The organism is Streptomyces javensis, from assembly GCF_039525925.1.
In the GTDB taxonomy this organism is placed as follows: domain Bacteria; phylum Actinomycetota; class Actinomycetes; order Streptomycetales; family Streptomycetaceae; genus Streptomyces; species Streptomyces asiaticus.
The window spans coordinates 1-25,550 of sequence record NZ_BAAAIF010000067.1; the positions used below are offsets into that span (position 1 = coordinate 1).

24 protein-coding genes are annotated in these 25,550 nt (G+C 71.7%); 11 read left to right on the forward strand and 13 right to left on the reverse strand.

Translation table 11 applies throughout. The annotated features are described in order from the left end of the window. Positions 1–650: SWIM zinc finger family protein (locus ABD329_RS38015; RefSeq protein WP_486388709.1), on the reverse strand; the 650-nt coding region annotated here is incomplete at its 3' end. After that, the gene (locus tag ABD329_RS38020; protein WP_344317576.1) at positions 647–3,607 is read right to left on the reverse strand and encodes a DEAD/DEAH box helicase; all 2,961 of its coding nucleotides are present in this window, start codon (positions 3,605–3,607) and stop codon (positions 647–649) included. The genes ABD329_RS38015 and ABD329_RS38020, both read right to left, overlap by 4 nt. Positions 3,608–3,749: 142 nt before the next feature. On the opposite strand from ABD329_RS38020, the gene ABD329_RS38025 reads away from it, so the two are divergent. Next, the gene (locus tag ABD329_RS38025; RefSeq protein ID WP_198279119.1) at positions 3,750–3,932 is read left to right on the forward strand and encodes a hypothetical protein; all 183 of its coding nucleotides are present in this window, start codon (positions 3,750–3,752) and stop codon (positions 3,930–3,932) included. Between the two features lie 227 nt (positions 3,933–4,159). Here ABD329_RS38025 and ABD329_RS38030 read toward each other — a convergent pair whose 3' ends face one another. Together ABD329_RS38030 and ABD329_RS38035 are read right to left on the reverse strand one after the other, a co-directional pair. Beyond that, the gene (locus ABD329_RS38030; RefSeq protein WP_198279120.1) at positions 4,160–4,951 is read right to left on the reverse strand and encodes a hypothetical protein; all 792 of its coding nucleotides are present in this window, start codon (positions 4,949–4,951) and stop codon (positions 4,160–4,162) included. A gap of 102 nt (positions 4,952–5,053) precedes the next feature. After that, positions 5,054–5,590 (reverse strand): PadR family transcriptional regulator, encoded by a 537-nt coding sequence (locus tag ABD329_RS38035; RefSeq protein WP_198279121.1) that lies wholly within the window; start codon positions 5,588–5,590, stop codon positions 5,054–5,056. Positions 5,591–5,700: 110 nt separating this feature from the next. Between ABD329_RS38035 and ABD329_RS38040 the strand changes: the two genes are divergently transcribed. Continuing rightward, complete coding sequence (locus ABD329_RS38040) at positions 5,701–6,468, forward strand: alpha/beta fold hydrolase (protein ID WP_198279122.1); 768 nt, start codon at positions 5,701–5,703, stop codon at positions 6,466–6,468. Between the two features lie 48 nt (positions 6,469–6,516). Here the strand turns inward: ABD329_RS38040 and ABD329_RS38045 are convergent, their stop codons facing one another. Further along, on the reverse strand, positions 6,517–7,137 hold the full coding sequence (locus ABD329_RS38045) for a class I SAM-dependent methyltransferase (protein ID WP_198279123.1): 621 nt from the start codon (positions 7,135–7,137) through the stop codon (positions 6,517–6,519). A 241-nt stretch (positions 7,138–7,378) separates the two neighbouring features. On the opposite strand from ABD329_RS38045, the gene ABD329_RS38050 reads away from it, so the two are divergent. Continuing rightward, positions 7,379–7,909 (forward strand): roadblock/LC7 domain-containing protein, encoded by a 531-nt coding sequence (locus tag ABD329_RS38050; protein ID WP_198279124.1) that lies wholly within the window; start codon positions 7,379–7,381, stop codon positions 7,907–7,909. Further along, complete coding sequence (locus ABD329_RS38055; protein WP_198279125.1) at positions 7,878–9,071, forward strand: zinc-dependent alcohol dehydrogenase; 1,194 nt, start codon at positions 7,878–7,880, stop codon at positions 9,069–9,071. Before ABD329_RS38050 ends, ABD329_RS38055 begins: the two co-directional genes overlap by 32 nt. A 53-nt stretch (positions 9,072–9,124) precedes the next feature. On the opposite strand, the gene ABD329_RS38060 is transcribed toward ABD329_RS38055, so the two are convergent. After that, positions 9,125–9,553 (reverse strand): PPOX class F420-dependent oxidoreductase, encoded by a 429-nt coding sequence (locus ABD329_RS38060; RefSeq protein WP_137981617.1) that lies wholly within the window; start codon positions 9,551–9,553, stop codon positions 9,125–9,127. Positions 9,554–9,672: 119 nt separating this feature from the next. On the opposite strand from ABD329_RS38060, the gene ABD329_RS38065 reads away from it, so the two are divergent. Both ABD329_RS38065 and ABD329_RS38070 read left to right on the forward strand, forming a co-directional pair. Beyond that, complete coding sequence (locus ABD329_RS38065; protein WP_020865999.1) at positions 9,673–10,077, forward strand: roadblock/LC7 domain-containing protein; 405 nt, start codon at positions 9,673–9,675, stop codon at positions 10,075–10,077. Positions 10,078–10,175: 98 nt separating this feature from the next. After that, a complete protein-coding gene (locus tag ABD329_RS38070; RefSeq protein ID WP_198279126.1) occupies positions 10,176–11,138 on the forward strand; it encodes a DUF6397 family protein in 963 nt (320 codons plus the stop codon). Positions 11,139–11,211: 73 nt separating this feature from the next. Here the strand turns inward: ABD329_RS38070 and ABD329_RS38075 are convergent, their stop codons facing one another. Further along, entirely contained in the window at positions 11,212–12,102 is an 891-nt protein-coding gene (locus ABD329_RS38075; protein ID WP_198279127.1) for an acyl-CoA thioesterase, read from the reverse strand. Positions 12,103–12,163: 61 nt separating this feature from the next. Continuing rightward, positions 12,164–14,686, reverse strand: a complete 2,523-nt coding sequence (locus tag ABD329_RS38080; protein ID WP_198279128.1) for a DEAD/DEAH box helicase — start codon at positions 14,684–14,686, stop codon at positions 12,164–12,166. Positions 14,687–14,822: 136 nt separating this feature from the next. Between ABD329_RS38080 and ABD329_RS38085 the strand changes: the two genes are divergently transcribed. Next, the gene (locus ABD329_RS38085) at positions 14,823–15,614 is read left to right on the forward strand and encodes a metal-dependent hydrolase (RefSeq protein WP_037957242.1); all 792 of its coding nucleotides are present in this window, start codon (positions 14,823–14,825) and stop codon (positions 15,612–15,614) included. 92 nt (positions 15,615–15,706) lie between these two features. On the opposite strand, the gene ABD329_RS38090 is transcribed toward ABD329_RS38085, so the two are convergent. Continuing rightward, positions 15,707–17,488 carry an ABC transporter ATP-binding protein gene (locus ABD329_RS38090; protein ID WP_198281499.1) on the reverse strand — a complete coding sequence of 594 codons (1,782 nt, stop codon included), beginning with the start codon at positions 17,486–17,488 and terminating at the stop codon, positions 15,707–15,709. Next, the gene (locus tag ABD329_RS38095) at positions 17,485–19,434 is read right to left on the reverse strand and encodes an ABC transporter transmembrane domain-containing protein (RefSeq protein WP_198281498.1); all 1,950 of its coding nucleotides are present in this window, start codon (positions 19,432–19,434) and stop codon (positions 17,485–17,487) included. Before ABD329_RS38095 ends, ABD329_RS38090 begins: the two co-directional genes overlap by 4 nt. Positions 19,435–19,593: 159 nt before the next feature. Here ABD329_RS38095 and ABD329_RS38100 point away from each other — a divergent pair, with 159 nt between their 5' ends. After that, positions 19,594–20,334 carry a L,D-transpeptidase family protein gene (locus ABD329_RS38100; RefSeq protein WP_198279656.1) on the forward strand — a complete coding sequence of 247 codons (741 nt, stop codon included), beginning with the start codon at positions 19,594–19,596 and terminating at the stop codon, positions 20,332–20,334. A 40-nt stretch (positions 20,335–20,374) separates the two neighbouring features. On the opposite strand, the gene ABD329_RS38105 is transcribed toward ABD329_RS38100, so the two are convergent. Continuing rightward, entirely contained in the window at positions 20,375–20,815 is a 441-nt protein-coding gene (locus ABD329_RS38105; protein ID WP_198279655.1) for a MarR family winged helix-turn-helix transcriptional regulator, read from the reverse strand. A 138-nt stretch (positions 20,816–20,953) separates the two neighbouring features. Between ABD329_RS38105 and ABD329_RS38110 the strand changes: the two genes are divergently transcribed. Further along, positions 20,954–22,813 (forward strand): ABC transporter ATP-binding protein, encoded by a 1,860-nt coding sequence (locus ABD329_RS38110; protein WP_198279654.1) that lies wholly within the window; start codon positions 20,954–20,956, stop codon positions 22,811–22,813. Between the two features lie 32 nt (positions 22,814–22,845). Here the strand turns inward: ABD329_RS38110 and ABD329_RS38115 are convergent, their stop codons facing one another. Both ABD329_RS38115 and ABD329_RS38120 read right to left on the reverse strand, forming a co-directional pair. Beyond that, positions 22,846–23,691: an AfsR/SARP family transcriptional regulator gene (locus ABD329_RS38115; RefSeq protein WP_198279653.1), complete on the reverse strand. Its 846-nt coding sequence runs from the start codon at positions 23,689–23,691 to the stop codon at positions 22,846–22,848. 175 nt (positions 23,692–23,866) lie between these two features. Continuing rightward, entirely contained in the window at positions 23,867–24,064 is a 198-nt protein-coding gene (locus ABD329_RS38120; RefSeq protein ID WP_198279652.1) for a hypothetical protein, read from the reverse strand. 180 nt (positions 24,065–24,244) lie between these two features. Here ABD329_RS38120 and ABD329_RS38125 point away from each other — a divergent pair, with 180 nt between their 5' ends. Both ABD329_RS38125 and ABD329_RS38130 read left to right on the forward strand, forming a co-directional pair. After that, positions 24,245–24,823, forward strand: coding sequence for a Pvc16 family protein (locus ABD329_RS38125; RefSeq protein WP_198279651.1), 579 nt, complete (start codon positions 24,245–24,247; stop codon positions 24,821–24,823). After that, entirely contained in the window at positions 24,820–25,545 is a 726-nt protein-coding gene (locus ABD329_RS38130) for a carboxypeptidase-like regulatory domain-containing protein (protein WP_198279650.1), read from the forward strand. Before ABD329_RS38125 ends, ABD329_RS38130 begins: the two co-directional genes overlap by 4 nt. The last annotated feature ends 5 nt before the right edge of the window (positions 25,546–25,550 follow it).

The window sequence follows — 25,550 nt, forward strand, 5'->3', positions numbered from 1 at the left end:
AACGCCTCCCGGGCCGGTACGCCCTCCGGAGCCGGCGGGGCGGCGTCCTCCGCCGCCCGCGGAAGGTCCCAGGCGGCCCGCGCCGCGCTGCCGGCCTGGAGTTCGTCCAGCAGCTCCCGTTCCCCGCGTCCGCGCATCAGGAGCAGCACATACGGATCCTCGTCCAGCAGCCGGGCGAGCTGGTAGCACAGCGCCGCGGTGTGCGGGCAGTGGTCCCACGCCTCGCAGCCGCACTCCGGCTCCAGATCGCCTATCCCCGGCAGCAGTTCGACGCCCACGGCCGCCGCGTCCTCGGCCAGTTGCGGAGGCATGTCGCGGTCCAGCAGCGCGGCGATATGGCCGGAGCGGTCCGCGACCACCTCCAGCAGCCGGTCCCATTCCGCGCCGGTGAACTCCCGCAGCAGTACATCGGACCGGTAAGGCGTGCGGTCGCGGTCCCGCACCACGGCGGTGACCCGGCCGGGGCGTACGCACACCGCGCCCACCGCTCCCTCGCGCGCCTGCCTGCGGCCGCGCTTCAGCTGCTCGCCGTCCAGCGCCGTGTCCTCCAGGGCCTTCAGCCACGCCTGCCCCCACCAGGTGCGGGCGAAGCCGCGGCCACGGGCGGGCGGCAGCGCGGCGAAGGTGCGCTCGGACTCGGTACCGCTCATCGTTCCGTCCCCCTCAGCTCCACGAGCTCCGCCAGCTCGGAGTCGGTCAGTTCGGTCAGCGCGCCCTCGCCGGAGCCGAGCACGGCGTCCGCCAGTTCCCGCTTGCGCGCCAGCATCGCGGCGATGCGGTCCTCCACGGTCCCCTCCGCGATGATGCGGTGGACCTGTACCGGCTGGGTCTGGCCGATGCGGTACGCGCGGTCGGTGGCCTGCGCCTCGACGGCCGGGTTCCACCAGCGGTCGTAGTGCACGACATGCCCGGCCCGGGTCAGGTTGAGCCCCGTGCCCGCCGCCTTCAGCGACAGCAGGAACACCGGGACCTCGCCGTCCTGGAAGCGCCGCACCATCTCCTCGCGCCGCGCCACCGGCGTACCGCCGTGCAGCAGCTGGGCCGGCACCCCGCGCGCGGCCAAGTGGCCCTCGAGGATGCGCGCCATCTGGACGTACTGGGTGAAGACCAGGACGCTCGCGCCCTCGGCCAGGATGGTGTCCAGCAGCTCGTCGAGCAGCTCCAGCTTGCCGGAGCGCCCGGGGACCACCGGCCGGTCCTCCTTCAGATACTGCGCGGGGTGATTGCAGATCTGCTTCAGACCGGTGAGGAGCTTGACGATGAGCCCGCGCCGGACGAGGCCGCCGGTGCCGGAGATCTCGGCGAGGATCTCGCGCACCACCGCCTCGTAGAGCCCGGCCTGTTCCTTGGTGAGCGCGACGGCCCGGTCCGTCTCGGTCTTGGGCGGCAGCTCGGGGGCGATACCGGGGTCGGACTTGCGGCGCCTGAGCAGGAAGGGGCGGACCAGTTTCGCCAGCCGCGCGGCGGCCTCGGGGTCGCTTCCGCTCTCCACGGCCTGGGCGTAGCGCCTGCGGAACGCGCCGTGGGTGCCCAGCACGCCCGGCGTGGTCCAGTCGAGGATCGCCCACAGTTCGGAGAGGTTGTTCTCGATGGGCGTTCCGGAGAGCGCCACGCGGGCCTTCGCGCCGATGGTGCGCAGTTGCCGCGCCGTCGCCGAGAACGGGTTCTTCACATGCTGCGCCTCGTCCGCGACCACCATGCCCCACGGCCCGGCCTCGGCCAGCCGCTGGGCGTCGAGCCGCATCGTGCCATAGGTGGTGAGCACGAACTCGCCGTCCGCAAGGCCGTCCAGGCTGCGCGCGGAGCCGTGGTAGCGGCGCACCGGGGTGCCCGGCGCGAACCGCTCGATCTCGCGCCGCCAGTTGCCCATCAGCGAGGTGGGGCAGACCACCAGCGTGGGCCCGGAGGCTTCGGGGATGTCCATACGGTGCAGATGGAGGGCGATGAGGGTGATGGTCTTGCCGAGCCCCATGTCGTCGGCGAGACAGCCGCCGAGGCCGATCGAGGTCATCCGGACCAGCCAGTCCAGGCCCCGCAGCTGATAGTCGCGCAGTGTGGCGGCCAGCGCGGCGGGCTGGGCCACGGGGGTCCGCTGGGCACCGGCGGTCCCCTCGGGGTCGGCGAGGTGGTCCCGCAGGGCCTCCAGCCAGCCGGTGGCCCGCACCTCCACATCGGTGCCGTCGGCTTCCGTGCGACCGGTAAGGACGGCACCGAGGGCGTCGGCGGGGGTGAGTTTGCGGTCCTGCCGGTCCCGGACGCGGCGCGCCGCCTCGGGGTCGAGGAGGACCCATTGGTCGCGCAGCCGTACCACCGGCCGGCTGGCCTCGGCGAGGCCGTCGAGCTCGGCGCGGGTGAGCTCCTGGTCGCCCACGGCGAACTGCCAGCTGAACCGCAGCAGCGCGTCGGCGGAGAGGAAGGCGGGGAACCGGGGCCCGGCGTCGTCCCGAGCCTCGTCGTCGCCGTCCGGGCCGATGACGGCACGGGCGGTGAGCCCGCGGGCCAGCTCCCTGGGCCAGTGCACCTGGACCCCGGCGGCGTCCAGCGCCCCGGCAGCCGGCCCGAGCAGCTCGGTGACCTCCCCGTCGGCGAGGTCGAGGGCGTCGGGCACGGCCGCCGACAGCAGCGGGGCGAGCGGCGCCCAGGCGCGGGCCGCGCGCCGCAGGGTCAGCAGGGCGTCCATACGGGCGCGCGGACCGAGGGCCGGGGTGATGGGTGAGGTGCCCGCCCAGACCTCGGCGGCATCCGCGACCAGCGCCGGATCGGTGAGGCTGTGCAGCTGGAGGACGGCGCGGAAGCGCGGCCCGGCCGCCTTACCGTTCCCACCGACGCCGTGCAGCAGCTCGATACGGATCGAGAGCCGCACCCCCGCGTCGTGCCCGGCGGCCACGTCGGCGGCCCAGGCACGCTGTTCGGGCAGCCGCCGTGGTGCCGGGGCGGCGAAGGCGGGGCCGGCCGCGGCCAGTGCCGCCGCGGGCGAGCGCGGCAGCCCGTCCGCCACGCCGTCCAGGAAGGCCCGCAGATGCCGCTCGGGCTCGGGCAGCAGCACCGGACCGGAGACGGGCAGCGGCGTCGCGTGCGCGGCGGGCGGCATCGCGGCGGCCAGCTCGCGCACCCGCGTCAGATCGTCGGGGGTGAGCGGGCCGACGCGCCAGGCGTCGTGGTCGGAGGCGCTGAGCCCGGGCAGCAGCCTTCCGCGGGCCGCGAGTTGGAGGGCGAGTACGGCGGCGGCGCCCCAGAAGGCCGTGGCGGGGTCGCACTGGCCCGGACCGGCCTGCGCGGCCCGCGCCCGGGCCCGGGTGAGCACCGGCAGCGCCTCGGCCAGGGGCAGCACGAGCGCCCTTACGGTGCGCGTCCCGACGTCGAGGTCGCTGGGGCTGGGGTCAGTGGGGCCGGTGGGGTCGTCATGGGGACCGTCATCGGCGCCGTCCACCGGGACGACGACCGTCAGCTCCTCGGCGGAGCCGGTGACGGGGCCGGAAGGAAGCGCGCCGTCCGGTCGCCAGAAGGCCATCCGGCCGGTGCGTGCCGGGTCACCGGGAAGGAAGACGGCGGTGCAGCGGGAGAGTTCGGCGATGTCGGAGGGTGTTGCCGCGGAGGGTGGTGTCACAGCGCTGAGCGTTCCTCAAATTTGACTAGTCGAGCCCGGGCCGCCCGAGGGTACAGGATCACGGCGCGGTGAGGAACCGGGTGCCGTCGGTGTCCGTTGTGTGGAGTGAGTGCGGCTATGGGCCGTGAAGGAGGCGGGTGACATGTCCACACGCGCGAAGGTCGCCACCGGTGGTGTGGTGGCGGGTGTGATCCTGCTCTGGGTGTTGCCCTTCTGGGCTGCGCTGCTGGTGATCGTGGGAGTGCCGGCGGCGGCCTATCTGCTGCTGGACCCCTCCCAGCGCCGCAGGCTGAACAGGGTCACCCGTAAGCAGCTGGGCCGCTGAAACAGCTGGGCCGCTGAAACAGCTGGGCCGCTGAAACAGCTGGGCCGCTGAAGCGGCCGGGCCGCCGAGCGCGGCCGCGCAAGGCGGTCGGCCGGGCCAGGGGTCACGGGCGGAGCGCACCCGGGAGTGACCGTGCAGTGCCGATCGCGGACCGCCCGCGACCCCGTTCCGGGCCCGTACGGCGTCGTTGACCGACCCCGTACGGGAGAGGGCGGGGCGTCAAGCCCTCAGTGCGGCCGTACGGCCAGCTTGTCCAGGGCCGTCAGCAGCCCCGGCAGCTCGGGGCCGCGGCCCACCGGCAGCACCTCGCCCGGTGCGTCGTCCAGTAGCACGAACGCGATGTCGTCCGTCCGCGCCACCATGCTCCAGCCCGGCCCGTCGGCCCGGAGCGTCCGCGCGTCACCGGAGGCGAACGCCGAGCGGATCCGCCCCAGCGGCGGGGGTGAGTCCAGATAGCCGCGCGCCTCTTCGAGCACCCGCCGCACGCCCCCGTGCGGCTTCTCGCCCGGGGACACGAACGTCACGTCGCTGTCGACCTGCTCACGCCAGATCGCCCACTGGAGCGCGATCTCATCGGCGCCGAGCCGCCGCTGGGCGGGGCCCCATCGCTCGGAGTCCGGCGGCGACAGCGGCGCCCGGGAGGCGTCTTCCGCGGGGTCGGGCGCGGGATCATGAGGAGCCGGTACGCCCGGGGCGGCCACGGCCACCGCGAGCGGCCAGCCGGGAAGCGAGGCGACCACCGTACGGTCTTCGATGGCCAGGGCGTACTCCATACCGCAGTCCCAGGTCGCGATGGCGATGGCCACGAGCGACACATCGTCGGTGACCACCGTCCAGCGGGCGCCGCCGCCGTCCTGCCCCAGCACCAGTCCGTAGCCGGTGTCGTACGGCTCCAGCCCGAGCGCGGCACATGCCTCGGGATAGTCGTCGCCGAGCACGCTCGGGAATTGAGCGGGTGTCAGCAGTACCGCGGTCAGCACATACAGCGCCTCGTCGCGTGACTCCTCCGTGGCGGGCACGACAGCCTCCTCTTGCGCATGCGGATCCGATGAGCGATCCGTCGTCGCGCACCTTAACCACCCAGTAGCCACCGAGTCGAGACATCGGGAGGCGGTCGGTCCTCAGTCGTCGTTCGCCGCCCGGAGCGTGTCCAGTGTGCGTCGCAGCCAGGACAGTTCGGCCTGGCTGGTGGCCCGGGCGATGGTGAGAATGCCGCGCCGGAAGGGATCCTCGACCTCTTCCGCCCGCAGCGGGCGGTCGCCCTCGTAGAAGAAGCTCGACGGCTGCCGCAGAAAGGCCATCCGGCGCTCCAGCACCTCCGCCTGGGCCCGCGGGTCGTCGAGGTGGCGCAGGAACGCCAGCACGGTGAACCAGCGGTTCTCGTCGGTGATGTCGACGTCCGCCGGACGCGCGAGACGTCGGCGCAGCTCCGTCTGCCCCTCGGCGGTCAGCGTGAGCACGTGCCGGGGCGCGGCCCCCGCGCCCGGCTGGGTCCGGCGGGCCAGCAGACCGGCCTTCTCCAGTCGCTTGATCGCCGGGTAGAGGGTGGACTCGGCCACGGGTTTCACATGTCCGGTCAGCGCGGCGATGCGCTTGCGCAACTCATAGCCGTGCAGCGGGGCGTCGTGGAGGAAGCCCAGGATGGCGAGTTCGAGCATGGACGCATTGTGCCGCATGACCGCTGTACCTCGTAAGCACAATACATCGCTCTCGATGTATTGTCGGTGTCCGATGCGATCCGTAAGGCGGGAACGGCGGGAGGAAGGCCATGGAGCACGCCTCATTCGGCCCGGAGGGGGCCCACATCAGATGGACCGGCACGGCCGGGGGCGGGGACGGTGGCCCGCCGCGGGTGTATGTCCATGGGCTCGGCGCGACATCGGCCGTCTATCACGCCCATATAGCCGCCGTTCCGGCCCTCGCGGACCGGCGGTCGCTCTTCGTGGACCTGCCGGGCCACGGGATCAGCGACCGCCCCGCAGACTTCGGCTACACGCTGGAGGACCATGCCGACGCGCTGGCCTCGGCCCTCGACGCGGTCGGGGTGCGGGGTGCCGAGCTCATCGGGCACAGCATGGGCGGATCGGTCGCCATCGTGCTGGCGGTGCGCCGCCCGGAGCTGGTGTCCCGTCTGGTGCTCACCGAGGCCAATCTGGATCCCGGTCCGCCGCTGTCGGCGGGGAGCAGCCGGATCGCGACGTACACGGAGGACGCGTTCGTGCGCGGCGGTGGTTTCGAGGAGACCCTGGAGCGGATCGGGCCGTTGTGGCGGGCGACGATGCGGCTCGCCGACCCCACCGCCCTGCACCGCAGCGCGTGCGCGCTGGTCCGCGGCACCCGGCCGACGATGCGGAAGATGCTCCTCGGCCTGGGGGTCCCCCGTACCTTCCTCGTCGGTGGGCACGGTGAGGAGCTCACCGGGCGCGAGGAGTTGACGGCGGCCGGGGTGACGGTACGCACCGTACCCGGAGCGGGGCACAACGTGATGTTCGACAACGCCCCCGGCTTCGCGGCGGTGGTCGCGGGTCAGCCCTGAGCGGACCGCTCGGGTCGGCCGTTCCGGTCCGGTCGGCCGGACCGAACCTCAGCGGACTTCGCGGACGGCGAGCGCCAGAAAGCGTGTGTCCTCGTCGGTGTACGACTCCAGCCGCCAGCCGGCGCCCGCAAGCAACGGCCGCAGCCGGGGCTCCGCCCGCAGGTCGTCGGGGGTGAGGGCGCGGCCGTGGCGGGCGGCGAGGGCGGCCCGCCCCACCGGATGGAACAGCGCGAGCCGTCCGCCGGGGCGCACCACACGGGCCAGTTCGCGCAGGTTCTCGCGCGGGTCGGAGAGATGGGAGATCAGCCCGGCGGCGAACACCGCGTCGAGGCAGCCGTCGCGCAGCGGCAGCCGTGCCACATCGGCGAGGGCGAGACCCGCGAAGCCGTCCCGGCCCTCGCGCAGGGCGGCGTCCAGCATGGCGGGCGTGAGGTCCACTCCGAGGACGGTTCCCTCGGGGCCGGCCGCGGCGCGCAGCGCGGGCAGGGCACGCCCCGTTCCGCACCCCGCGTCGAGTACCGCGTCCCCGGGGCGGAGCCCGAGGTCGGCGACGGCGGCCGCGTAGGCGGGGCCGTCATCCGGGAAGCGGCGGTCCCAGTCGGCCGCCCTGGGGGTGAAGAAGTCCCGTACGTCGGCCGCGCTGTTTCCACGGGAGGGCTCATGTGGCACGGAAACTCCTCGGGACACCTTGGATACGACGGTGAAACGCTGCGCTGAGCAAGCAGCCTACGCCCGCTTTGAGTGCAGATTCGGACGCTCATCGATCGCTCTGGCATCTGACTCTGTCAATTTTCAACAGGTTCCGTAATGCGCCCTCAATGTGCGCCCCCGCCGGGTCTAGCGTCCCTGGCCCAGGGGGACACCTGGAGCGCCGCCCGGCGCGGCGCATCCCGACCGAGGGAGACCGCCCATGACCAAGCCGCGCAGCGCCGCCGCACGCTCCATGGCCGATCTCGACCGGATCCTGGACGATCTGGTGGCCGGGGCCGCAGGCGTACGCCATGCCGTGGTGCTCTCCCGGGACGGGGCGACCGTCAGCGCGTCCGGTGGGCTCTCCCGCCATGAGGCCGAGCACCTGGCCGCCGTCGCCTCCGGATTCCACGGCATCGCCGCGAGCGCCGGGCGCCGGGGGCGCGGCGGCCCGTCCCGGCGGACGATGATTGAGATGGCGGCGGGCACCCTCTTCGTCGCGGCGCTTGCCGACGGCGCGTGCCTGGCCGTGCTGGGCGCCGCGGGTGCCGAGCCGGCCGCGATCGCCGAGGAGACGGCCCGGCTCGTGCCCCTGGTGGACCGGCGGCGCGTCCCATGGCCCTGCCGACGGTTCGGCCGGATGCGCCGGGGTACCCGCAACGGCCGTCGGAAGATCATTCCGACGGCCACGGCGACGACTACGGCGAAGGGATGCGGTGATGCGAGCAGTGACCTGGCAGGGCCGACATGATGTGCGGGTCGAGACCGTGCCCGACCCCGTCCTCAAGGAGCCGACGGACGCGATCGTCCGGATCACCACCACCGGGCTGTGCGGGTCCGATCTGCATCTGTACGAGGTGCTCACGCCGTTCATGACCCCCGGCGACATCCTCGGCCACGAGCCGATGGGAATCGTGGAGGAGACCGGCCCGGAGGTGACGCAGATCAAACCCGGCGACCGCGTGGTGGTCCCGTTCCAGATCGCCTGCGGGCACTGCTGGATGTGCCGCTCCGGTCTGCCGACGCAGTGCGAGACCACCCAGGTCGCCGAGCACGGCATGGGGGCGGAGCTCTTCGGCTACACCAAGCTCTACGGCGCGGTGGCCGGCGGCCAGGCGGAATACCTGAGGGTGCCGCAGGCCCAGTACGGCCCGATCAAGGTGCCCGAAGGAGTCCACGACGACCGCTTCGTCTATCTGTCCGACGTGCTGCCTACGGCATGGCAGGCGGTCGAGTACGCGGAGGTGCCGCGCGGCGGCACGCTCGCGGTCCTGGGGCTGGGCCCCATCGGGCTCATGGCCTGCCGGGTGGCGAAGGTCCAGGGGCTGGCCGACCGGGTCATCGGCGTGGACCTCGTCCCCGAGCGGCTGCGCCGGGCGCGCGCCGACGGCGTCGAGGTCCATGACCTCAATGACTTCTCACGCCAGGAGGACCTGGTCGAGGCCGTCCTCTCGACCACCGGCGGCCGCGGACCGGACGCGGTCATCGACGCGGTGGGCACGGAGGCCCACGGCAGCCCGCTGGGTCGGACCGCCCAGCGGGCCACGGGTCTGCTGCCACGGGAATGGGCCGCCAAGCTCACGGAGAAGGCCGGGGTCGACCGGCTGGCGGCGCTGCGGCTGGCCATCGCGCTGGTGCGGCGCGGCGGAACGATCTCCCTCAGCGGGGTCTACGGCGGGATGGCCGATCCGCTGCCGCTGCTGACCATGTTCGACAAGCAGATCCAGCTGCGGATGGGCCAGGCGAACGTGCGGCGCTGGGCCGACGACATCTTCCCGCTGCTCACGGACGACGACCCGCTGGGCGTCGACGGGTTCGCCACCCACCGTGTGCCGCTGGAGGAGGCCCCCCGCGCCTATGAGATGTTCCAGCACAAGGAGGACGGTGCGATAAAGGTCCTCATGCGCCCGTAAACGTCGGATGGGCGGGGGTGCGTCATGAAGGGATGGATTTCGGTCGAATCCCGCTACTCGGCGACTCCGGAGAGCGCGAGCACCTTGTCGATGCGCACCCTGACCAGCAGCTCCCCCGGCACGCCGTTGCGGGCGCCGTACTCCTCGGCCCGGTCCTCGCCCATGTAACGGGCGGCGATCCTGGTGGCCCAGTCGCGGACCTGACCCAGATCGTCGATCAGCTCGGCGCGTCCCCGCAGGGTGACGAAGGCGAACGGCGGCCTGTCGTCGTCCACACAGATGGTGAGCCGGCCGTCCCGGGCCAAGTTGCGTCCCTTGACCGTCTCCTGACCTGTGTTGAAGACGAGGTCGTCACCGTCGAGCAGGAACCACACGGGGGCGAGGTGCGGACTTCCGTCGGCCCGCACGGTCGCCAGCTTCGCGGTGCGGGTGCCCTCCGTGACGAACTTCTGCCACTGATCCTTGGTCATGTTCTGTGCCATGTCCCCATCCTGCGTCAATCAGCGCACAAGCGTGGGGTGCCGGGCGGGGTGGGTTGCCCAGACGGCGGCAGTGAGAAAGGCTGGCACGCAGCTGAAGGGAAATCGGGGAGGAATCCGATATGGCAGTGAACAAGGGACTCGACTGGTTACTGGACGACCTGACCGAGCGGATCGCGGAGATACGGCACGCGCTGGTGCTGTCCAACGACGGGCTGGTGACGGGGGCGAGCTCCACGCTGGTGCGCCAGGACGCCGAGCACCTGGCCGCGGTGGCCTCCGGGTTGCACAGCCTCGCCAAGGGGTCCGGGCACCACTTCCGGACGGGCCGGGTGCGGCAGACGATGGTCGAGTTCGACGAGGGCGTCCTCTTCGTCACGGCGGCGGGGGACGGCAGCTGTCTGTGCGTGCTCACCGGGCCGGACGCGGATGTGGGGCAGGTCGCCTACGAGATGGCGCTGCTGGTCAACCGGGTGGGGGAGCACCTGGGAGTCGAGGCCAGGCAGGAGAGCGGCGCACCCAGCTGATACCGCGCGGAAGTTATCCACAGGCCTGACCGAAGATCTTGCTTCGCGGCTATCGTCGTCACTGTCAGTGATTGAGGCAGTGCGGGGGAGGACGTCGCATGGCAGTGCGGGTGGATCAGGAGCTGCGGGAGAGCCAGGGACCGTGGAGCCCGGAGTGGCTCGGCGAGCCGAGCGTACCGGGACGGGCGAGCGGGCCGGGAGACCCTGGCGGGCCTGCGGGGCCGGGCGGATCGGGCGAGAGCGTCGCGTTCGGCGCGGCGGCCCGGGCGCTGGGGCTCAACACGCGGGAGTTCGAGCTGGCCGTTCAGTTGGGGGAAGTGCGCACCGTCACCACCGGTCTGGGCCGGCGGGTGGCGTGCGAGGAGTTGAGGCGGGTGACCGCCGCCGAGGGCTTCCCGGAAGCGCTCATCGCCCGTCTCCGCGTGGTCGGCACCGCGGAGAGCGCGGACCTGCTCGGCATTACCCAGGGGCGGCTGACCCGCCTCGCGCGCGGGGGTTTCTTCGCCCCCGTCCGGTTCTATGTCAATCGCTATCGGGCCGTCGTATGGCTCTACCTGGCGTCGGACCTGACCGAGTTCGCCGTCAGGCAGCCGGAGTTGCTGAGCGGACGCACCCCGCCGGGGTTGAGCGCCGCCCTGGCCGCGGGGGAGGACTGGCGGGCCGCCAAATGGCGCAGCCGTAGGATCGGCCAGCTGCTCGCCCAGACCGACGATCCCTGGGAGCGGGCCGCGGTGCTGGCCTCGGTGCTGGGCTCCGTCGAGCTGGCCTCGGCCGTGGCCGACCCGTATGAGCGGGCCCATCTGCGGGAGCTCCGCCCCGCACTCGTCCGGATGCGCCCCGATGCGGGCGCGGTCCGGGATGTCATCGACATGGTGGTGACGGCGGACGACCCACGGGAGATCAGGCGCTATCGGGCCGCCCTCGCCTCGTCGCTGGACGATGCCCGCCGGGCCCGGTCCGCGCCACGCCCGGACGCCGGGCCGCAGTCGGCGCTCGATGACCGCACCCCGGTTCCGGGACGCCCGCGGAGCCTGTGGCAGAAGCTGATCGGCAGGCGATGAGACACGGTGCGGCACATCCGTGTGGGTCACATCACGGCGCGGCACATCACGGGGCGGCACACCACCGTGGGTCTCAGCCCTCGTCCGTGGTGCCTTCGGCGGGCCGCAGCGGGCGGAACAACCCCTCTTGCACCACGGACACCAGGAGCCGACCCGCGCGGTCGTAGATCCGGCCGCGCGCCAGTCCCCGGCCACCCGTGGCCACGGGCGACTCCTGCTCGTAGAGAAACCACTCATCGGTGCGGAACGGCCGGTGGAACCACATGGCGTGATCCAGCGAGGCCATGTCAAAGCCCCGTGGGCCCCACAGCGGCTCGACCGGCACCCGCACCGCGTCCAGCAGCATCATGTCGCTCGCATAGGTGAGCGCACAGGTGTGCACCAGCGGGTCGTCCCCGAGCGGCCCCACCGCGCGCATCCATACGGCGCTGCGCGGTTCCGCACCCTTGAGCTCCTCGTCCGTCCAGCGCAGCCGCTCCACATAGCGGATGTCGAAGGGCTGTCGGCGCTCCATGCGGGCGAACGCCTCGGGCAGCGTGCCCAGATGGGTGCGGACCTCGTCGGCGAGGGTCGGCAGACCTTCCGGCCCAGGCACATCCGGCATCGGCAGCTGCTGCTCGATACCCGGCTCAGCAGAATGAAAGGAGGCCGTCAGATTGAAGATCGTGCGACCCTGCTGGATGGCGATGACCCGGCGGGTGGTGAAGGAGCGCCCGTCCCGGATCCGCTCCACCTGGTACACGATGGGCACGCCCGGCCGACCCGGCCGCAGGAAGTACGCGTGCAGTGAGTGCACCGGACGCTGCCCGTCGGTGGTCCGGCCGGCGGCCACCAGCGCCTGGCCCGCCACCTGCCCGCCGAACACCCGCTGGAGCGACTCATCGGGGCTGCGGCCACGGAAGATGTCCAGCTCGATCCGTTCCAGATCGAGCAGATCGACCAGGCGCTCGGCGGGATTGGTCATCGCTGGTGCTCCTTCACTGAGGGGGCCGGGCCGGTCCCCGGCGTGGACCGCGTCCAGGAGGCTACAGTTGGCCCACTTCGGTGACCCGGACCACCGCCCGGCCCTCCTCGTCGGAGGCGGCGAGATCGACCTCCGCCGAGATGCCCCAGTCGTGGTCGCCGTTCGGGTCGTCGAAGGTCTGCCGCACCCGCCACAGACCGTGCTCGGGGTCCTCCTCGATCCGCAGCAGCTTCGGCCCGCGGGCCTGCGCTCCGGTGCCGAGCTCCTCGTACTCCTCCCAGTACCCGTCCATCGCCTCGGCCCAGGCGTCCTCGTCCCAGCCGGCGTCGGCGTCCATCTCCCCGAGCTCGGCGACCTTGTCCAGCGCGGCCAGCTCCACCCGGCGGAACATGGCGTTGCGCACCAGCACACGGAAGGCGCGGGCGTTGGCGGTGACCGGCCTGACCTGGTCGGCGCGCTCCTGCGCCTCCTCCGCCGACTCCTCCTCCGGGTTGGCCAGCTGCTCCCACTCGTCCAGGAGGCTGGAGTCGACCTGCCGCACCATCTCGCCGAGCCAGGCGATGATGTCCTGGAAGTCATCGGACTTCAGATCGTCCGGCACCGTGTGGTCCAGGGCCTTGAAGGCGCTGGCCAGGTAGCGCAGCACAATGCCCTCGGTCCGCGCCAGGTCGTAGAACGAGGTGAACTCGGTGAAGGTCATCGCCCGCTCGTACATGTCGCGGATCACCGACTTGGGCGAGAGCGGATGGTCGCCGACCCATGGATGGCTCTTGCGGTAGAGCCCGTACGCGTGGAAGAGCAGTTCCTCCAGCGGCTTGGGGTGGGAGATGTCCTGGAGTCGCTCCATGCGCTCCTCGTACTCGACGCCGTCCGCCTTCATCGCGGCCACCGCCTCACCGCGCGCCTTGTTCTGCTGCGCCGCCAGGATCTGCCGGGGGTCGTCGAGCGTCGACTCCACGACCGAGACCATGTCCAGGGCGTAGGAGGGCGATTCGGGGTCCAGCAGCTCGAAGGCGGCCAGCGCGAAGGTGGACAGCGGCTGGTTGAGCGCGAAGTCCTGCTGGAGGTCCACCGTCAGCCGGACGATCGGGGCGCCCCCGCCTTCGCCGTCCCCGGGCTTCACCTGCTCGACCACCCCGCCGTCCAGCAGCGAGCGGTAGATCGCGATCGCCCGGCGGATGTGCCGCAGCTGGTTCTTGCGCGGCTCGTGGTTGTCCTCCAGCAGGCGGCGCATTCCCTCGAAGGCGTTGCCGGGACGGGCGATGACCGACAGCAGCATCGCGTGGGTGACCCGGAACCGGGAGGTGAGCGGCTCGGGGTCGGAGGCGATGAGCTTCTCGAAGGTGTTCTGGCCCCAGTTGATAAAGCCCTCCGGTGCCTTCTTGCGGACCACCTTGCGGCGCTTCTTCGGATCGTCCCCGGCCTTGGCGAGCGCCTTCTCGTTCTCGATGACGTGCTCGGGCGCCTGGGCCACCACAAAGCCCGCGGTGTCGAAGCCGGCCCGTCCGGCCCGGCCCGCGATCTGGTGGAACTCCCGGGCCCGCAGCGTCCGCACCCGCTGACCGTCGTACTTGGTCAGTGCGGTGAACAGGACGGTGCGGATGGGCACATTGACGCCCACGCCCAGGGTGTCGGTACCGCAGATGACCTTGAGCAGCCCGGCCTGCGCCAGCTTCTCCACCAGCCGCCGGTACTTGGGCAGCATGCCCGCATGGTGCACACCGATCCCGTGCCGGACGTAACGGGACAGGTTGCGGCCGAACTTGGTGGTGAACCGGAAATTGCCGATCAGCGAGGCGATCTCGTCCTTCTCGGCACGCGAGCACATATTGATGCTCATCAGCGCCTGGGCCCGCTCGACCGCCGCCGCCTGGGTGAAGTGCACGATGTAGACGGGCGCCTGCTGGGTCTCCAGCAGCTCGGTCAGTGTCTCCGTCAGCGGCGTCGTCCGGTACTCGTAGCTCAGCGGCACCGGCCGGGTCGCGGACCGCACGACCGCGGTGGGCCGTCCGGTGCGCCGGGTCAGATCCTCCTCGAACCGGCTCACATCACCGAGCGTCGCCGACATCAGGATGAACTGCGCCCTCGGCAGCTCCAGCAGCGGGATCTGCCACGCCCAGCCCCGGTCCGGCTCCGCATAGAAGTGGAACTCGTCCATCACCACCTGGCCGATGTCGGCGTCCTTGCCGTCCCGCAGGGCGATGGACGCCAGCACCTCGGCCGTACAGCAGATGACCGGCGCGTCCGCGTTGACCGACGCGTCGCCGGTGAGCATCCCGACGTTCTCGGTGCCGAAGAGCTTGCACAGCTCGAAGAACTTCTCCGAGACCAGGGCCTTGATCGGCGCGGTGTAGAAGGTGACCTCGTCCCGGGCCAGGGCGGCGAAGTGGGCGCCCGCCGCCACCAGGCTCTTCCCCGAGCCGGTGGGGGTCGAGAGGATGACATTCGCCCCGGACACCACCTCGATCAGCGCTTCCTCCTGGGCGGGGTACAGCGAGATGCCCCGCTCCTCGACCCAGGTGGAGAACGCCTCGAAAAGCGCGTCGGGGTCGGCGTCGCTCGGCAGCTGATCGATAAGAGTCACGCACCTATACTGCCTGGTTTCCCCGCCGGGACGGGAACCGGCTATACGTGCGAAGATCGTCCGCCGCTAGGCTGTGCCGGGCCGAAGCAGTCAACTCCCGCTCGGAAGCGGGAAAGAACAGGGGCGGGGTACGACCATGATGGGACCGGCGCATTCGCTGTCCGGGGCGGCGGCCTGGCTGGGGGTGGGGGCGGCGGCCGCGGCGGCCGGCCACGCGATGCCCTGGCCGGTGCTGGTCGCCGGCGCGCTGATCTGCGCGGGAGCGGCGCTCGCCCCCGACCTCGACCACAAGGCGGCGACCATATCGCGCGCCTTCGGGCCCATCTCGCGGGCTCTGTGCGAGGTGATCGACAAGATCTCGTACTCCGTCTACAAGTCGACCAGGAAGGCGGGCGACCCGCGCCGCTCCGGCGGCCACCGCACCCTCACCCACACCTGGGTATGGGCGGTGCTGATCGGCGCCGGAGCCTCGGCGCTCGCGATGATCGGCGGTCGCTGGGCGGTGCTGGGCATCCTCTTCGTGCACATGGTGCTGGCCGTCGAGGGGCTGCTGTGGCGGGCGGCGCGGGTCTCCAGCGATGTGCTGGTGTGGCTGCTCGGGGCGGCCAGCGCCTGGATCCTCGCCGATGTGCTGCACAAGCCCGGCAATGGCTCGGACTGGCTGTTCAGCGCACCGGGCCAGGAGTACCTCTGGCTGGGCCTGCCGATCGTGCTCGGCGCCCTGGTCCACGACATCGGGGACGCGCTGACCGTCTCCGGCTGCCCGATCCTGTGGCCCATCCCGATCGGCCGCAAGCGCTGGTACCCGATCGGTCCGCCGAAGGGGATGCGGTTCCGGGCCGGAAGCTGGGTCGAGTTGAAGGTGCTGATGCCGGTCTTCATGCTGCTCGGTGGCATGGGCGGACTGGCCGCCCTCGGCGTGATCTGAACCCCGGCCGGGGCCGGAGTGACGGCGGACCGGACCGGGGCGGTCCCGGAGGGCATCGCAGTGGCCACGCCGGGGCGCGGCCACCCCTCCGGCTACTGGTGCCAGGAGCGCCACAGCGCGGCGTACGCCCCGTCCGCCGCGACGAGTTCGTCATGGCTGCCCAGCTCGGTGATCCGGCCGCTCTCCACCACGGCGATCACATCCGCGTCATGCGCGGTGTGCAGCCGGTGGGCGATCGCCACCACGGTCCTGCCCTCCAGCACCCGGCCCAGCGACCGCTCCAGATGGCGCGCCGCCCGCGGGTCCAGCAGCGAGGTGGCCTCGTCCAGCACCAGCGTATGCGGATCGGCCAGCACCAGCCGGGCCAGCGCGATCTGCTGCGCCTGCGCGGGGGTGAGCGCGAGACCGCCCGAGCCGACCTCGGTGTCCAGGCCCTCGTCCAGCGCGCGGGCCCAGCCGTCGGCGTCGACCGCGCCCAGCGCCGCCCACAGCTCGGCGTCCTCGGCGTAGGCACGCGCCAGCAGCAGATTGTCCCGCAGCGAGCCCACGAAGACATGGTGCTCCTGGTTGACCAGGGCCACATGCTCCCGGACCCGCTCGGCCGGCATCCGCGCCAGCTCCGCATCCCCCAGGGTCACCCGGCCGGTGCGCGGGGAGTAGATCCCGGCCAGCAGCCGCCCCAGGGTGGACTTCCCCGCCCCGGACGGGCCCACCAGCGCCAGCCGCGTCCCCGGGGCCACCCTCATGGACACCTCGTGCAGCACATCGTTGCCCTCGTGGTAGCCGAACCGCACCTCGTCCGCCCGCACCTCGCGGCCACCGGGGACCACCCCCTCGTCGGCGGGGCCCTCCTCGATCTCCCGCACCCCCACCAGCCGGGCCAGCGACACCTGCGCGACCTGAAGCTCGTCGTACCAGCGCAGGATCAGCCCGATCGGCTCGACCAGCATCTGCGACAGCAGCGCCCCGGTGGTCAGCTCGCCGATCGACATCCAGCCCCGCATCACACACAGGCCGCCGATCATCAGCACCGAACCGGTGATCAGCGTGTAGCTCACATTGATCACCGGGAAGAGCACCGAGCGCAGCCAGAGTGTGTAGCGCTCCCATGCCGTCCACTGCCGGATGCGCAGCTCGGACTGGGCGATCCGCCGGTCGCCCAGCCGGTGGGCCTCGATGGTCCGCCCGGCGTCCACGCTCTCGGTGAGGGACGCGGACACCGCCGCGTAACCCGCCGCCTCCGAGCGGTAGGCGCTCGGCGCGCGCCGGAAGTACCACCGGCAGCCGATCACCAGCACCGGAAGCGCTACCAGCACCGCGAGGCCCAGTGGGGGAGCGGTCAGGGTCAGCGCGCCGAGCAGCAGTCCGGTCCACAGCACACCGATGGTGAGCTGGGGCACGGCCTCCCGCATCGCGTTCGCCAGCCGGTCGATATCGGTGGTGATCCGGGACAGCAGATCCCCGGTCCCGGCCCGCTCCAGCACCCCCGGGGGCAGTCCCACCGACCGTACGAGAAAGTCCTCCCGCAGATCCGCCAGCATCTGCTCACCCAGCACCGCCCCGCGCAGCCGCACCAGCCGGACGAAGACGGTCTGCACCACCAGCGCCACCGCGAACAGCGCCACGGTGCGCCCGATGTGGAGATCCTTCTCGCCCTGGGAGAGATCCTCGACCACGCCGCCCAGCAGCTGCGGCCCGACCATCGAGGCGAGCACCGCGGTCGCGTTCACGGCCATCAGCACGATGAACGCGGTCCGGTGCCGCCGCAGCAGCTCACGTACGTAGGCCCGCACGGTGGTGGGCGTGCCGACCGGCAGCGTCGTCGCCGACTCCGGTGCGGCCGGGTCATAGGCGGGCGGTGCCACGCCGATCATGCCGACTCCTCGATCTGTTCCTCGATCCGCGCGATGCCCGCGAGGCCTTGGCCTGCCGCCCCGGCACCCCGCGCGGCGGACTCGCCCTCCGTCTCGCGGGTGACGACCGCGCGATACGCCGGGTCGGTGCCCAGCAGTTCGCGGTGGGTGCCCACCCCCGCCGCCTCGCCGTCGGCCACGAACACCACCCGGTCGGCCCGGTCCAGTACCAGCGGGCTGGAGGTGAACACGATGGTGGTCCGGCCCGTCCGCAGCCGCCGCACCCCGTCGGCGATCCGCGCCTCGGTGTGCGAGTCCACCGCGGAGGTCGGCTCGTCCAGCACCAGCACCTCCGGATCGGTCACCAGCGAGCGGGCCAGCGCCAGCCGCTGCCGCTGGCCACCCGACAGCGAGCGGCCGCGCTCGGTGATCCGGGTGCGCATGGGGTCGGCGTCACCCTCGTCGGCCGCCGAGGCCTGCGCCAGCGCCTCCAGCACATCGCCGCACTGGGCCGCCTCGAGTGCCTTCTCCGCCGAGACCTCCCCGGACCTCGGCACATCCAGCAGCTGGGCGAGCGTCCCCGACAGCAGCACCGGATCCTTGTCCTGCACCAGCACCGCCGTGCGCGCCGTTGCCAGCGCCACCTCGTTCAGGGCGACCCCGCCCAGCAGCGCCGATGGCGCCCCGCCGTGGTCCTCGTCGCCCGGGCCGCCGTCCGCCGGATGTCCGCCGAGCCGGTCCGCCAGCCGCCCGGCCGCGTCCGGGTCGCCGCACACCACCGCGGTCAGTACTCCGCTCGGCGCCAGCATCCCGCTCACCGGGTCGTACAGATCCCCGCCGAGTGGTCCGGTGGCCTCCCGCGCTTCCGCGCGCTCGCCCCCGTCCACGGATGCCGTCGTGTCTGCGGTGTCTGCGGTGTCTGGGGTAGCCGCAGGGTCCGTGGTGGCCACGGTGTCCTCGCCGTCCGCGGAGGAGCGCCGCAGCGCCAGCACCCGGGCCGCGCGTCGCGCGGAGGGCCGGGAGAAGGAGTACGCCATGGCGATCTCCTCGAAGTGCCGCAGCGGGAAGAGCAGAAAGGTGACCGCGCTGTAGACGGTGACCAGCTCGCCCACCTCGATCCGCCCCTGGCGGGCCAGCGACGTCCCGTACCAGACCACGCCGATCAGCAGCAGCCCCGGCAGCGCCACCTGTACGGCCGCGATCAGCGCCCACATCCGCGCGCTGCGCACCGCCGCGACCCGCACCTCCTGCGAGGCGTTCCGGTAGCGGCCCAGGAACAGCTCCTCGCCGCCGATGCCGCGCAGCACCCGCAGTCCGGCCACGGTGTCCGAGGCCAGCTCGGTCGCCCGGCCCGCCTTCTCCCGCTGGTCGTCGGCCCGGCGCGTCGCACGCGGCAGCAGCGGTAGCACGGCCAGTGCCAGCGCGGGCACACCGACCGCCACCACTACTCCCAGCGCCGGCTGGTAGAGCACCAGCGCCACGCAGAGCGCGACGGTGGTGATCGCGGCAGCGGTGAAGCGGGAAAGAGCCTCCACAAACCAGCCGATCTTCTCGACATCGCCCGTGGAGACGGCGACGACCTCACCGGCCGCCACCTTCCGGGTGAGCGCGGACCCCAGCTCCACCGCCTTGCGCGCCAGCAGCTGCTGCACCCGTGCCGCCGCCGTGATCCAGTTGGTGACCGCCGCGCGGTGCAGCATGGCGTCCCCCAGCGCGGTGACCACGGTGAGTCCCACCATCAGCGCCCCGGCCATCGCCAACCGGGAGCCGGAGCGGTCCACCACCGCCTGCACACCAAAACCGATGGCGAGCGGGAAGGACACCAGCGCGGCCATGTGCACCAGACCCCAGAGGGCCGCCTTGACCTGCCCGCCCAGCTGATTCCTGCCCAGCCAGAAGAGGAACCTCGGACCTGACCGCACGTCGGGTCGGCCGGGATCGGGGTACGGAAGATCGCGAATGTGCATGACGTCCCAAGGTCGGGCGGGCGGCGGAGGGAGGGGAGGGCAGGAGACGTGCAAGGCTGACGTTCTCACGGTGCGGAATTCAACTGGTTTTCCTGGGACCGGCCGGAACACGCCAATCCCGCATGCCGCACTGTCCTATGGGGGTGGGACCATGGGGACATGCGAATTTCCGGCACGATGTCCATGCGTGCGGCGGCCGCGACCGCCGCGGCCCTCGTCCTCCTCACGGCCTGCGGCGACGGCGGCGGTGGCGACGGCGGTGACAAGGGTGCGGACCAGGGCAAACAGGCGCTGCGCAGCGGGGCGCCCACGCCGGATCCCACGCGTATCCCGGATGTGGGGGACAAGCTCCAGTCCCGGATCCCGGACCAGTCCCGTCAGGTCGTGGCGGTCTACGGCAAAGGGGTGAACTCCGGAGACGCGACCGTGGTCCTCTACACCAAGCAGGGCAAGGAATGGGAGCGGACGCGCAGTTGGGCCGCGCACAACGGCAAGCGCGGCTGGACGACGAGCCATCACGAGGGTGACAAGCGCAGCCCGGTCGGGGTCTACACGCTCAGCGACGCGGGCGGTGTGCTGCCCGACCCCGGCGCCCGGCTGCCGTACACGGCGTCCGGCTCCTTCGCCGCGCCGCACTACTGGCCCAAGTCCCACTGGACGGACTTCAACTACGTCATCGCCATTGACTACAACCGCGTCAAGGGCACCTCGCCGCTGGACCAGACCCGGCCCGAAGGGCAGAGCAAGGGCGGCAGCATCTGGCTGCACATGGACCACGGCAGCGGCACCTCGGCCTGTGTCAGCCTCCCCAAGTCCGGTATGGAGTATCTGCTGAAGAACCTCGATCCCAAGCTGCACCCGGTCGTGGTCATGGGGGACAAGGCGCACCTGGCCGCCTGAGCGCGGGCACCGGGATGTCGGCGGTGCGGTCGCGCGGATCTCAGCAGCGGTGGTCCGGGGCGCCGGACAGCGTGTCCAGCAGCTCGCCCAGCGCCTCGCGCTGCTGATCGCTGAGCGGCGCCAGGATGTCCTCCGCGGCGGACCGGCGCGCCTCGCGCAGCGCGCGCAGCGTGGAGCGCCCGGTGTCGGTGAGCTCGACGCGCACCACCCGGCGGTTGGTCGGATCCGGTACGCGGCGCACCGAGCCATGCGCCTCCAGTGCGTCCACCAGCGTCGTCACGGCGCGCGGGACCACCTCCAGGCGCTGGGCCAGGTCCGCCATCCGCGGCGGCTGGTCGTCATGGGCGACGGTGCGCAGCAGCCGGGACTGGGCGGGGGTGATACCCAGCGGCTCCATATAGCGCTTCTGGGCGCGGTGCAGTCTGCGGGTCAGGCGCAGCAGCTGCTCCGCGAGGAGGCCGGATGTCTCGGGGGTGGGCATGATCGCAGTTTATCAGGACCGGGTTCATTGTGAGCATAGGTAACAGTGAGCTATGCTCTCAAAATCCGCGCCGACGCGGCCACGGCTCGCCCATGCCGTCACCATCCGCGCCGGCTTCCCTGCCTCCAGAAGGAGCCCATGCGCCCCGACACACCTCCGTCATGGACCCCGTCCGCACAGGAGCCCGAGCGGCCCGCCCAGGTGCGCCGCATCCTCCGGCTCTTCCATCCCTATCGCGGCCGCCTCGCCGTGGTCGGCCTGCTGGTCGCCGCCTCCGCGCTGGTCTCGGTCGCCTCGCCGTTCCTCCTCCGCGAGATCCTCGACACCGCGATCCCCGACGGCCGCACCGGACTGCTCACCCTGCTCGCCCTCGGCATGATCGCCGCGGCTGTCGTCAACAGCGTCTTCGGCGTTCTCCAGACCCTGATCTCCACCACCGTCGGCCAGCGCGTGATGCACGATCTGCGCACCGCCGTCTACGACCGGCTCCAGCGCATGCCGCTCGCCTTCTTCACCCGCACCCGCACCGGCGAGGTGCAGTCCCGTATCGCCAATGACATCGGCGGTATGCAGGCCACCGTCACCTCGACCGCGACCTCCCTGGTCTCCAACCTCACCAGCGTGGTCGCCAGCGTCGTCGCGATGCTCGCGCTCGACTGGCGGCTGACCGTCGTCTCCCTGCTCCTGCTGCCGGTCTTCGTCTGGATCAGCCGTCGCGTCGGCGCCGAGCGCAAGAAGATCACCTCGCAGCGCCAGAAGCAGATGGCGGCCATGTCCGCGATGGTCACCGAGTCCCTGTCGGTGAGCGGCATCCTGCTCGGCCGCAGCATGGGCCGGTCCGAGTCGCTCACCCAGCAGTTCGCCCAGGAATCCGAGCGCCTCGTGGGCCTGGAAGTCCGCTCCAACATGGCCGGCCGCTGGCGGATGTCCACCATCGGCATCGTCATGGCCGCCATGCCCGCGCTGATCTACTGGGCCGCGGGCATCGCCCTCCAGGCCGGTGGCCCCGCCGTCTCCATCGGCACGCTCGTCGCCTTCGTCTCGCTCCAGCAGGGGCTGCTCCGGCCCACGGTGAGCCTGTTGTCCACCGGTGTGCAGGTGCAGACCTCCCTCGCCCTCTTCGCCCGCATCTTCGAATACCTCGACCTGCCGATCGACATCACCGAGCCCGCCGACCCGGTGCGCCTGGAGAAGGTGCGCGGCGAAGTCCGCTTCGACGGCGTCGACTTCGACTACGAGAGCACGCCCCCCGACCTCTCGAAGGGCCTCTCGAAGGGCCCCTCGAAGAGCGCGTCGAAGGGCACCCTGCGCGGCATCGATCTCACCGTCCCCGCGGGCGGCAGCCTGGCGGTCGTGGGGCCGACCGGCTCCGGCAAGACGACCCTCAGCTATCTGGTGCCCCGGCTCTACGACGTGACCGGCGGCCGCCTGCTGATCGACGGTGTGGATGTGCGCGACCTCGACTTCGACTCCCTCGCCCGGGCCGTCGGCGTCGTCTCCCAGGAGACCTACCTCTTCCACGCCTCCGTCGCCGAGAATCTGCGCTTCGCCAAGCCCGACGCGACCGATGAGGAGATCGTGGCCGCGGCCGAGGCCGCCCAGATCCACGACCACATCGCCTCGCTCCCGGACGGCTATGACACCCTCGTGGGAGAGCGCGGCTACCGCTTCTCCGGTGGGGAGAAGCAGCGTCTGGCCATAGCCCGCACGATTCTGCGCGACCCGCCCGTCCTCATCCTCGACGAAGCCACCAGCGCCCTGGACACCCGCACCGAGCAGGCCGTCCAGGAGGCCATCGACTCCCTCTCGGCAGGCCGCACCACGATCACCATCGCCCACCGGCTCTCCACCGTGCGCGACGCCGACCAGATCGTCGTCCTCGACGGCGGCCGGATCGCCGAGCGGGGCACCCACGAGGAGCTGCTGGCCCAGGACGGGCGCTACGCCGCACTGGTGCGGCGCGACGCCCATCTGCCGCCGGTGGTCCCCGTCGTCTAGCCCGCTGTGGAACCTCCTGAAGGAGTTATGGGTCACGCGGGCACGGTGCCGGCCGGTGCCGAGGCGTCCGTGCCCTGCGCCGGTGCCTCGCTCACCGGATGGCAGACGATCCGACGTGTCGGGAGCTCCGGAGCGGCGGCGCCCCCGCCCCCGGAGGGCGCCGGTATGTCGGTGTCCCCGCTCCCGGAGTGAGCCGGGACCAGGTTCCTCAGCGTCTGGGAGGGCTCCAGGCCCAGCTCCTCGATCAGCACCCGGCGGCATTGCTCGTACTGCCGCAGCGCCGCGCCCCTGTTGCCGGCGGCGAGATGCGCGTTCATGAGCACGCGATGAGCGCTCTCCCGGAGGGGCTCCGCGCGTACGGCGGCGAGCCCGGCGGCGACGGCCTCGCCATGGCGGCCCGCCGCCGTCAGCCGTTCGGTCATCGCCTCCAGGGCATACAGCCGGAGTTCATGGTATTGCTCCTGTTCGACCAGCACCCACTCGTTCTCCGACCACTCCGGTAAGAGATCGGCCGAGAGAGCCTCCCGGGTCTGCGCGGTGAGGATGTCATCGCACGGCCGCGACATATCGAGCAGCCGGTGCGCGCGCGTCGCCGCCACGTGGATATCCACGTCGATGTGTTTGCAGATCGCCAGTTCCTGCGTGGACGCGTCGATGACCTGATGTCCCGTGCGCGTGGCGCGCCATAACGACGACCGGAGATTGGCGTTGGCGCGGGAGGCCGTGACATCCGGCCACAGCATCCCGGCCACATAGGTCCGGCTGCGTGGCATGTTCTGGAGGGCGAGGAACGCGAGGAGGCGCTGGGCGCTGGAGGATATGGCAACGCGATTCTGATCGACCGACAACGCGAAACTCTTGAGCAGTCTCAACGTCATGACGTGGCCTTCTGCGCTCATCGGCCCCCCGGGGCGATATTGGCTCCAGCGACCCATCCCGTGCGTCCCGTCGGGATGCCCTAAAGCCATGTTACGAGCAGATCATGATCGTGTGTCCGGCCTTTCCGCCAAAGGACGCTATATGGCCGGGCATCACCGGAACGTCGCGGCGACGTCACCCCTCCGGCTCGAGCAACTGGTCGAGCCAGGCACGCACGGCGGTGAGCACATCGTCCACCGCGCTCACCGCGCTGGGGGCCGTCTGACGCCCGTCCCCGGTCGGCACGATGCGCGCACGGAATCCATCCGGCCTGCCGCCTTCCACCCAGACCCGGAGGATCAGGACACCGGTCCGTTCTGAGGGGATTTCCATGAAAGGACAATATGCCCGTCGGTGTCACCTCGGCGTTGTCGATGTGTGTCCGGGTTCGTCATCGGCGGCGACGAGAACGGACCGGTGACGTTCGTGTGATGTGCGTATCGCGGTCCGGCCACGCCGGTCCCGGCATCCTCTCGGAGCACGCTTTCGAGCGCGGAGAGGGGGAGCATTCGCATGGGCGACTTCGGCGTCATCGCCGACGTCTCCACGGTCATCGTGGACAGCCTGACCCAGGCCCTGCGCGGGCTTAGCCAGGTGGAACCGCCGATCGCGGAACTCAACGACCTCTCCGAGACGGTCCAGACACCACCGCCCAAACTCACGGTGTTCCTCTACGAGATCGCCGAGGACCCCACCTCGCGCAACCGGCCGCCGGTGCGCTCCCAGCCACCCGATCCACCGACCACCCGCAAGCCGCCGATGGCCCTGCTGCTGCGCTACCTGGTCACGCCCTGGGGCGGTGACCAGGCCACTCAGCACCGGATGCTCGGACGGGCCCTCCAGACGTTCTACGACGACGCGATCCTGGACGGCGCACAGCTGTCCGGCAGCCTGGCGGCGAGCACCGACGCACTGCACCTCTCCCTGACCCCGCTCACCTTGGACCAGAAGTCCTGGGTCTGGTACGCGATCCAGAAGCCGTACCGGCTGTCGCTCAACTACGAGGTCCGCGTGGTCAACCTGGACTCCGCCGTTCAGACGCCGGTCCGCCCGGTGCACAACCGGGTCATCAGCGGGGCGGGGCTGCCATGAGCCGCTTCCTGCCGCTGGAGCGGTCGACGCTCTACAGCCCGGCCTGGTTCATACCCTTCGACGACCACGCCCGGCGGGTGCGCGCCGCCGGGGTCACCGTCCAGCTGGACCGCTACGACGACGGCGACTGGCTGCCGCTGGACGACGCGGCGGTGCGCACCCCCAGCGCCGCCTTCGTCTTTCCGGGTCTCGGCCGGTGCGCCGAGCCGTGGGCGGCCCGGCCGCGGCGCCACCGGGCCCGCTTCACGGCTCCCGGCTACCAGCCGCTGTACCCGGCGGACGGCCAGCCGTTCTCGGCCGCCCTGGTGGGCGTCGAGTTCCTGGTGCACCCGTATGACGACGGCCACCCGCCGCCGGTGGTGACCGAGCCCCGGCTGGTCCGGCTGCTGCCGAGCGTCTCCTTCCCGTATCCGCCGGGACTGCGCACGGTGCACGGCGCCGTGGTCGACGCGGCCACAAAGGCGCCGATCGCCAATGCGCTGGTCGAGGCCAGGGGGCGGACCAGCCGGGACCTGACGCCATGGCACGAGCGCACCCTCTCCGATGCCGCGGGCGCCTTCCGGCTGGCCCTGCGGTGGGAGGGCGAGAAGGCCGACGAGCACGCCGTCGAGGAGACATTCCGCCTCCAGGCCACCGAGCGGCCGGGCCGGTCCGGATCGCTGGTCGTGCGGTTGCCCCAGGACACCGAGCGCCGGCACGTCATAGAGATCCGCGAGAGTTAAGGAGC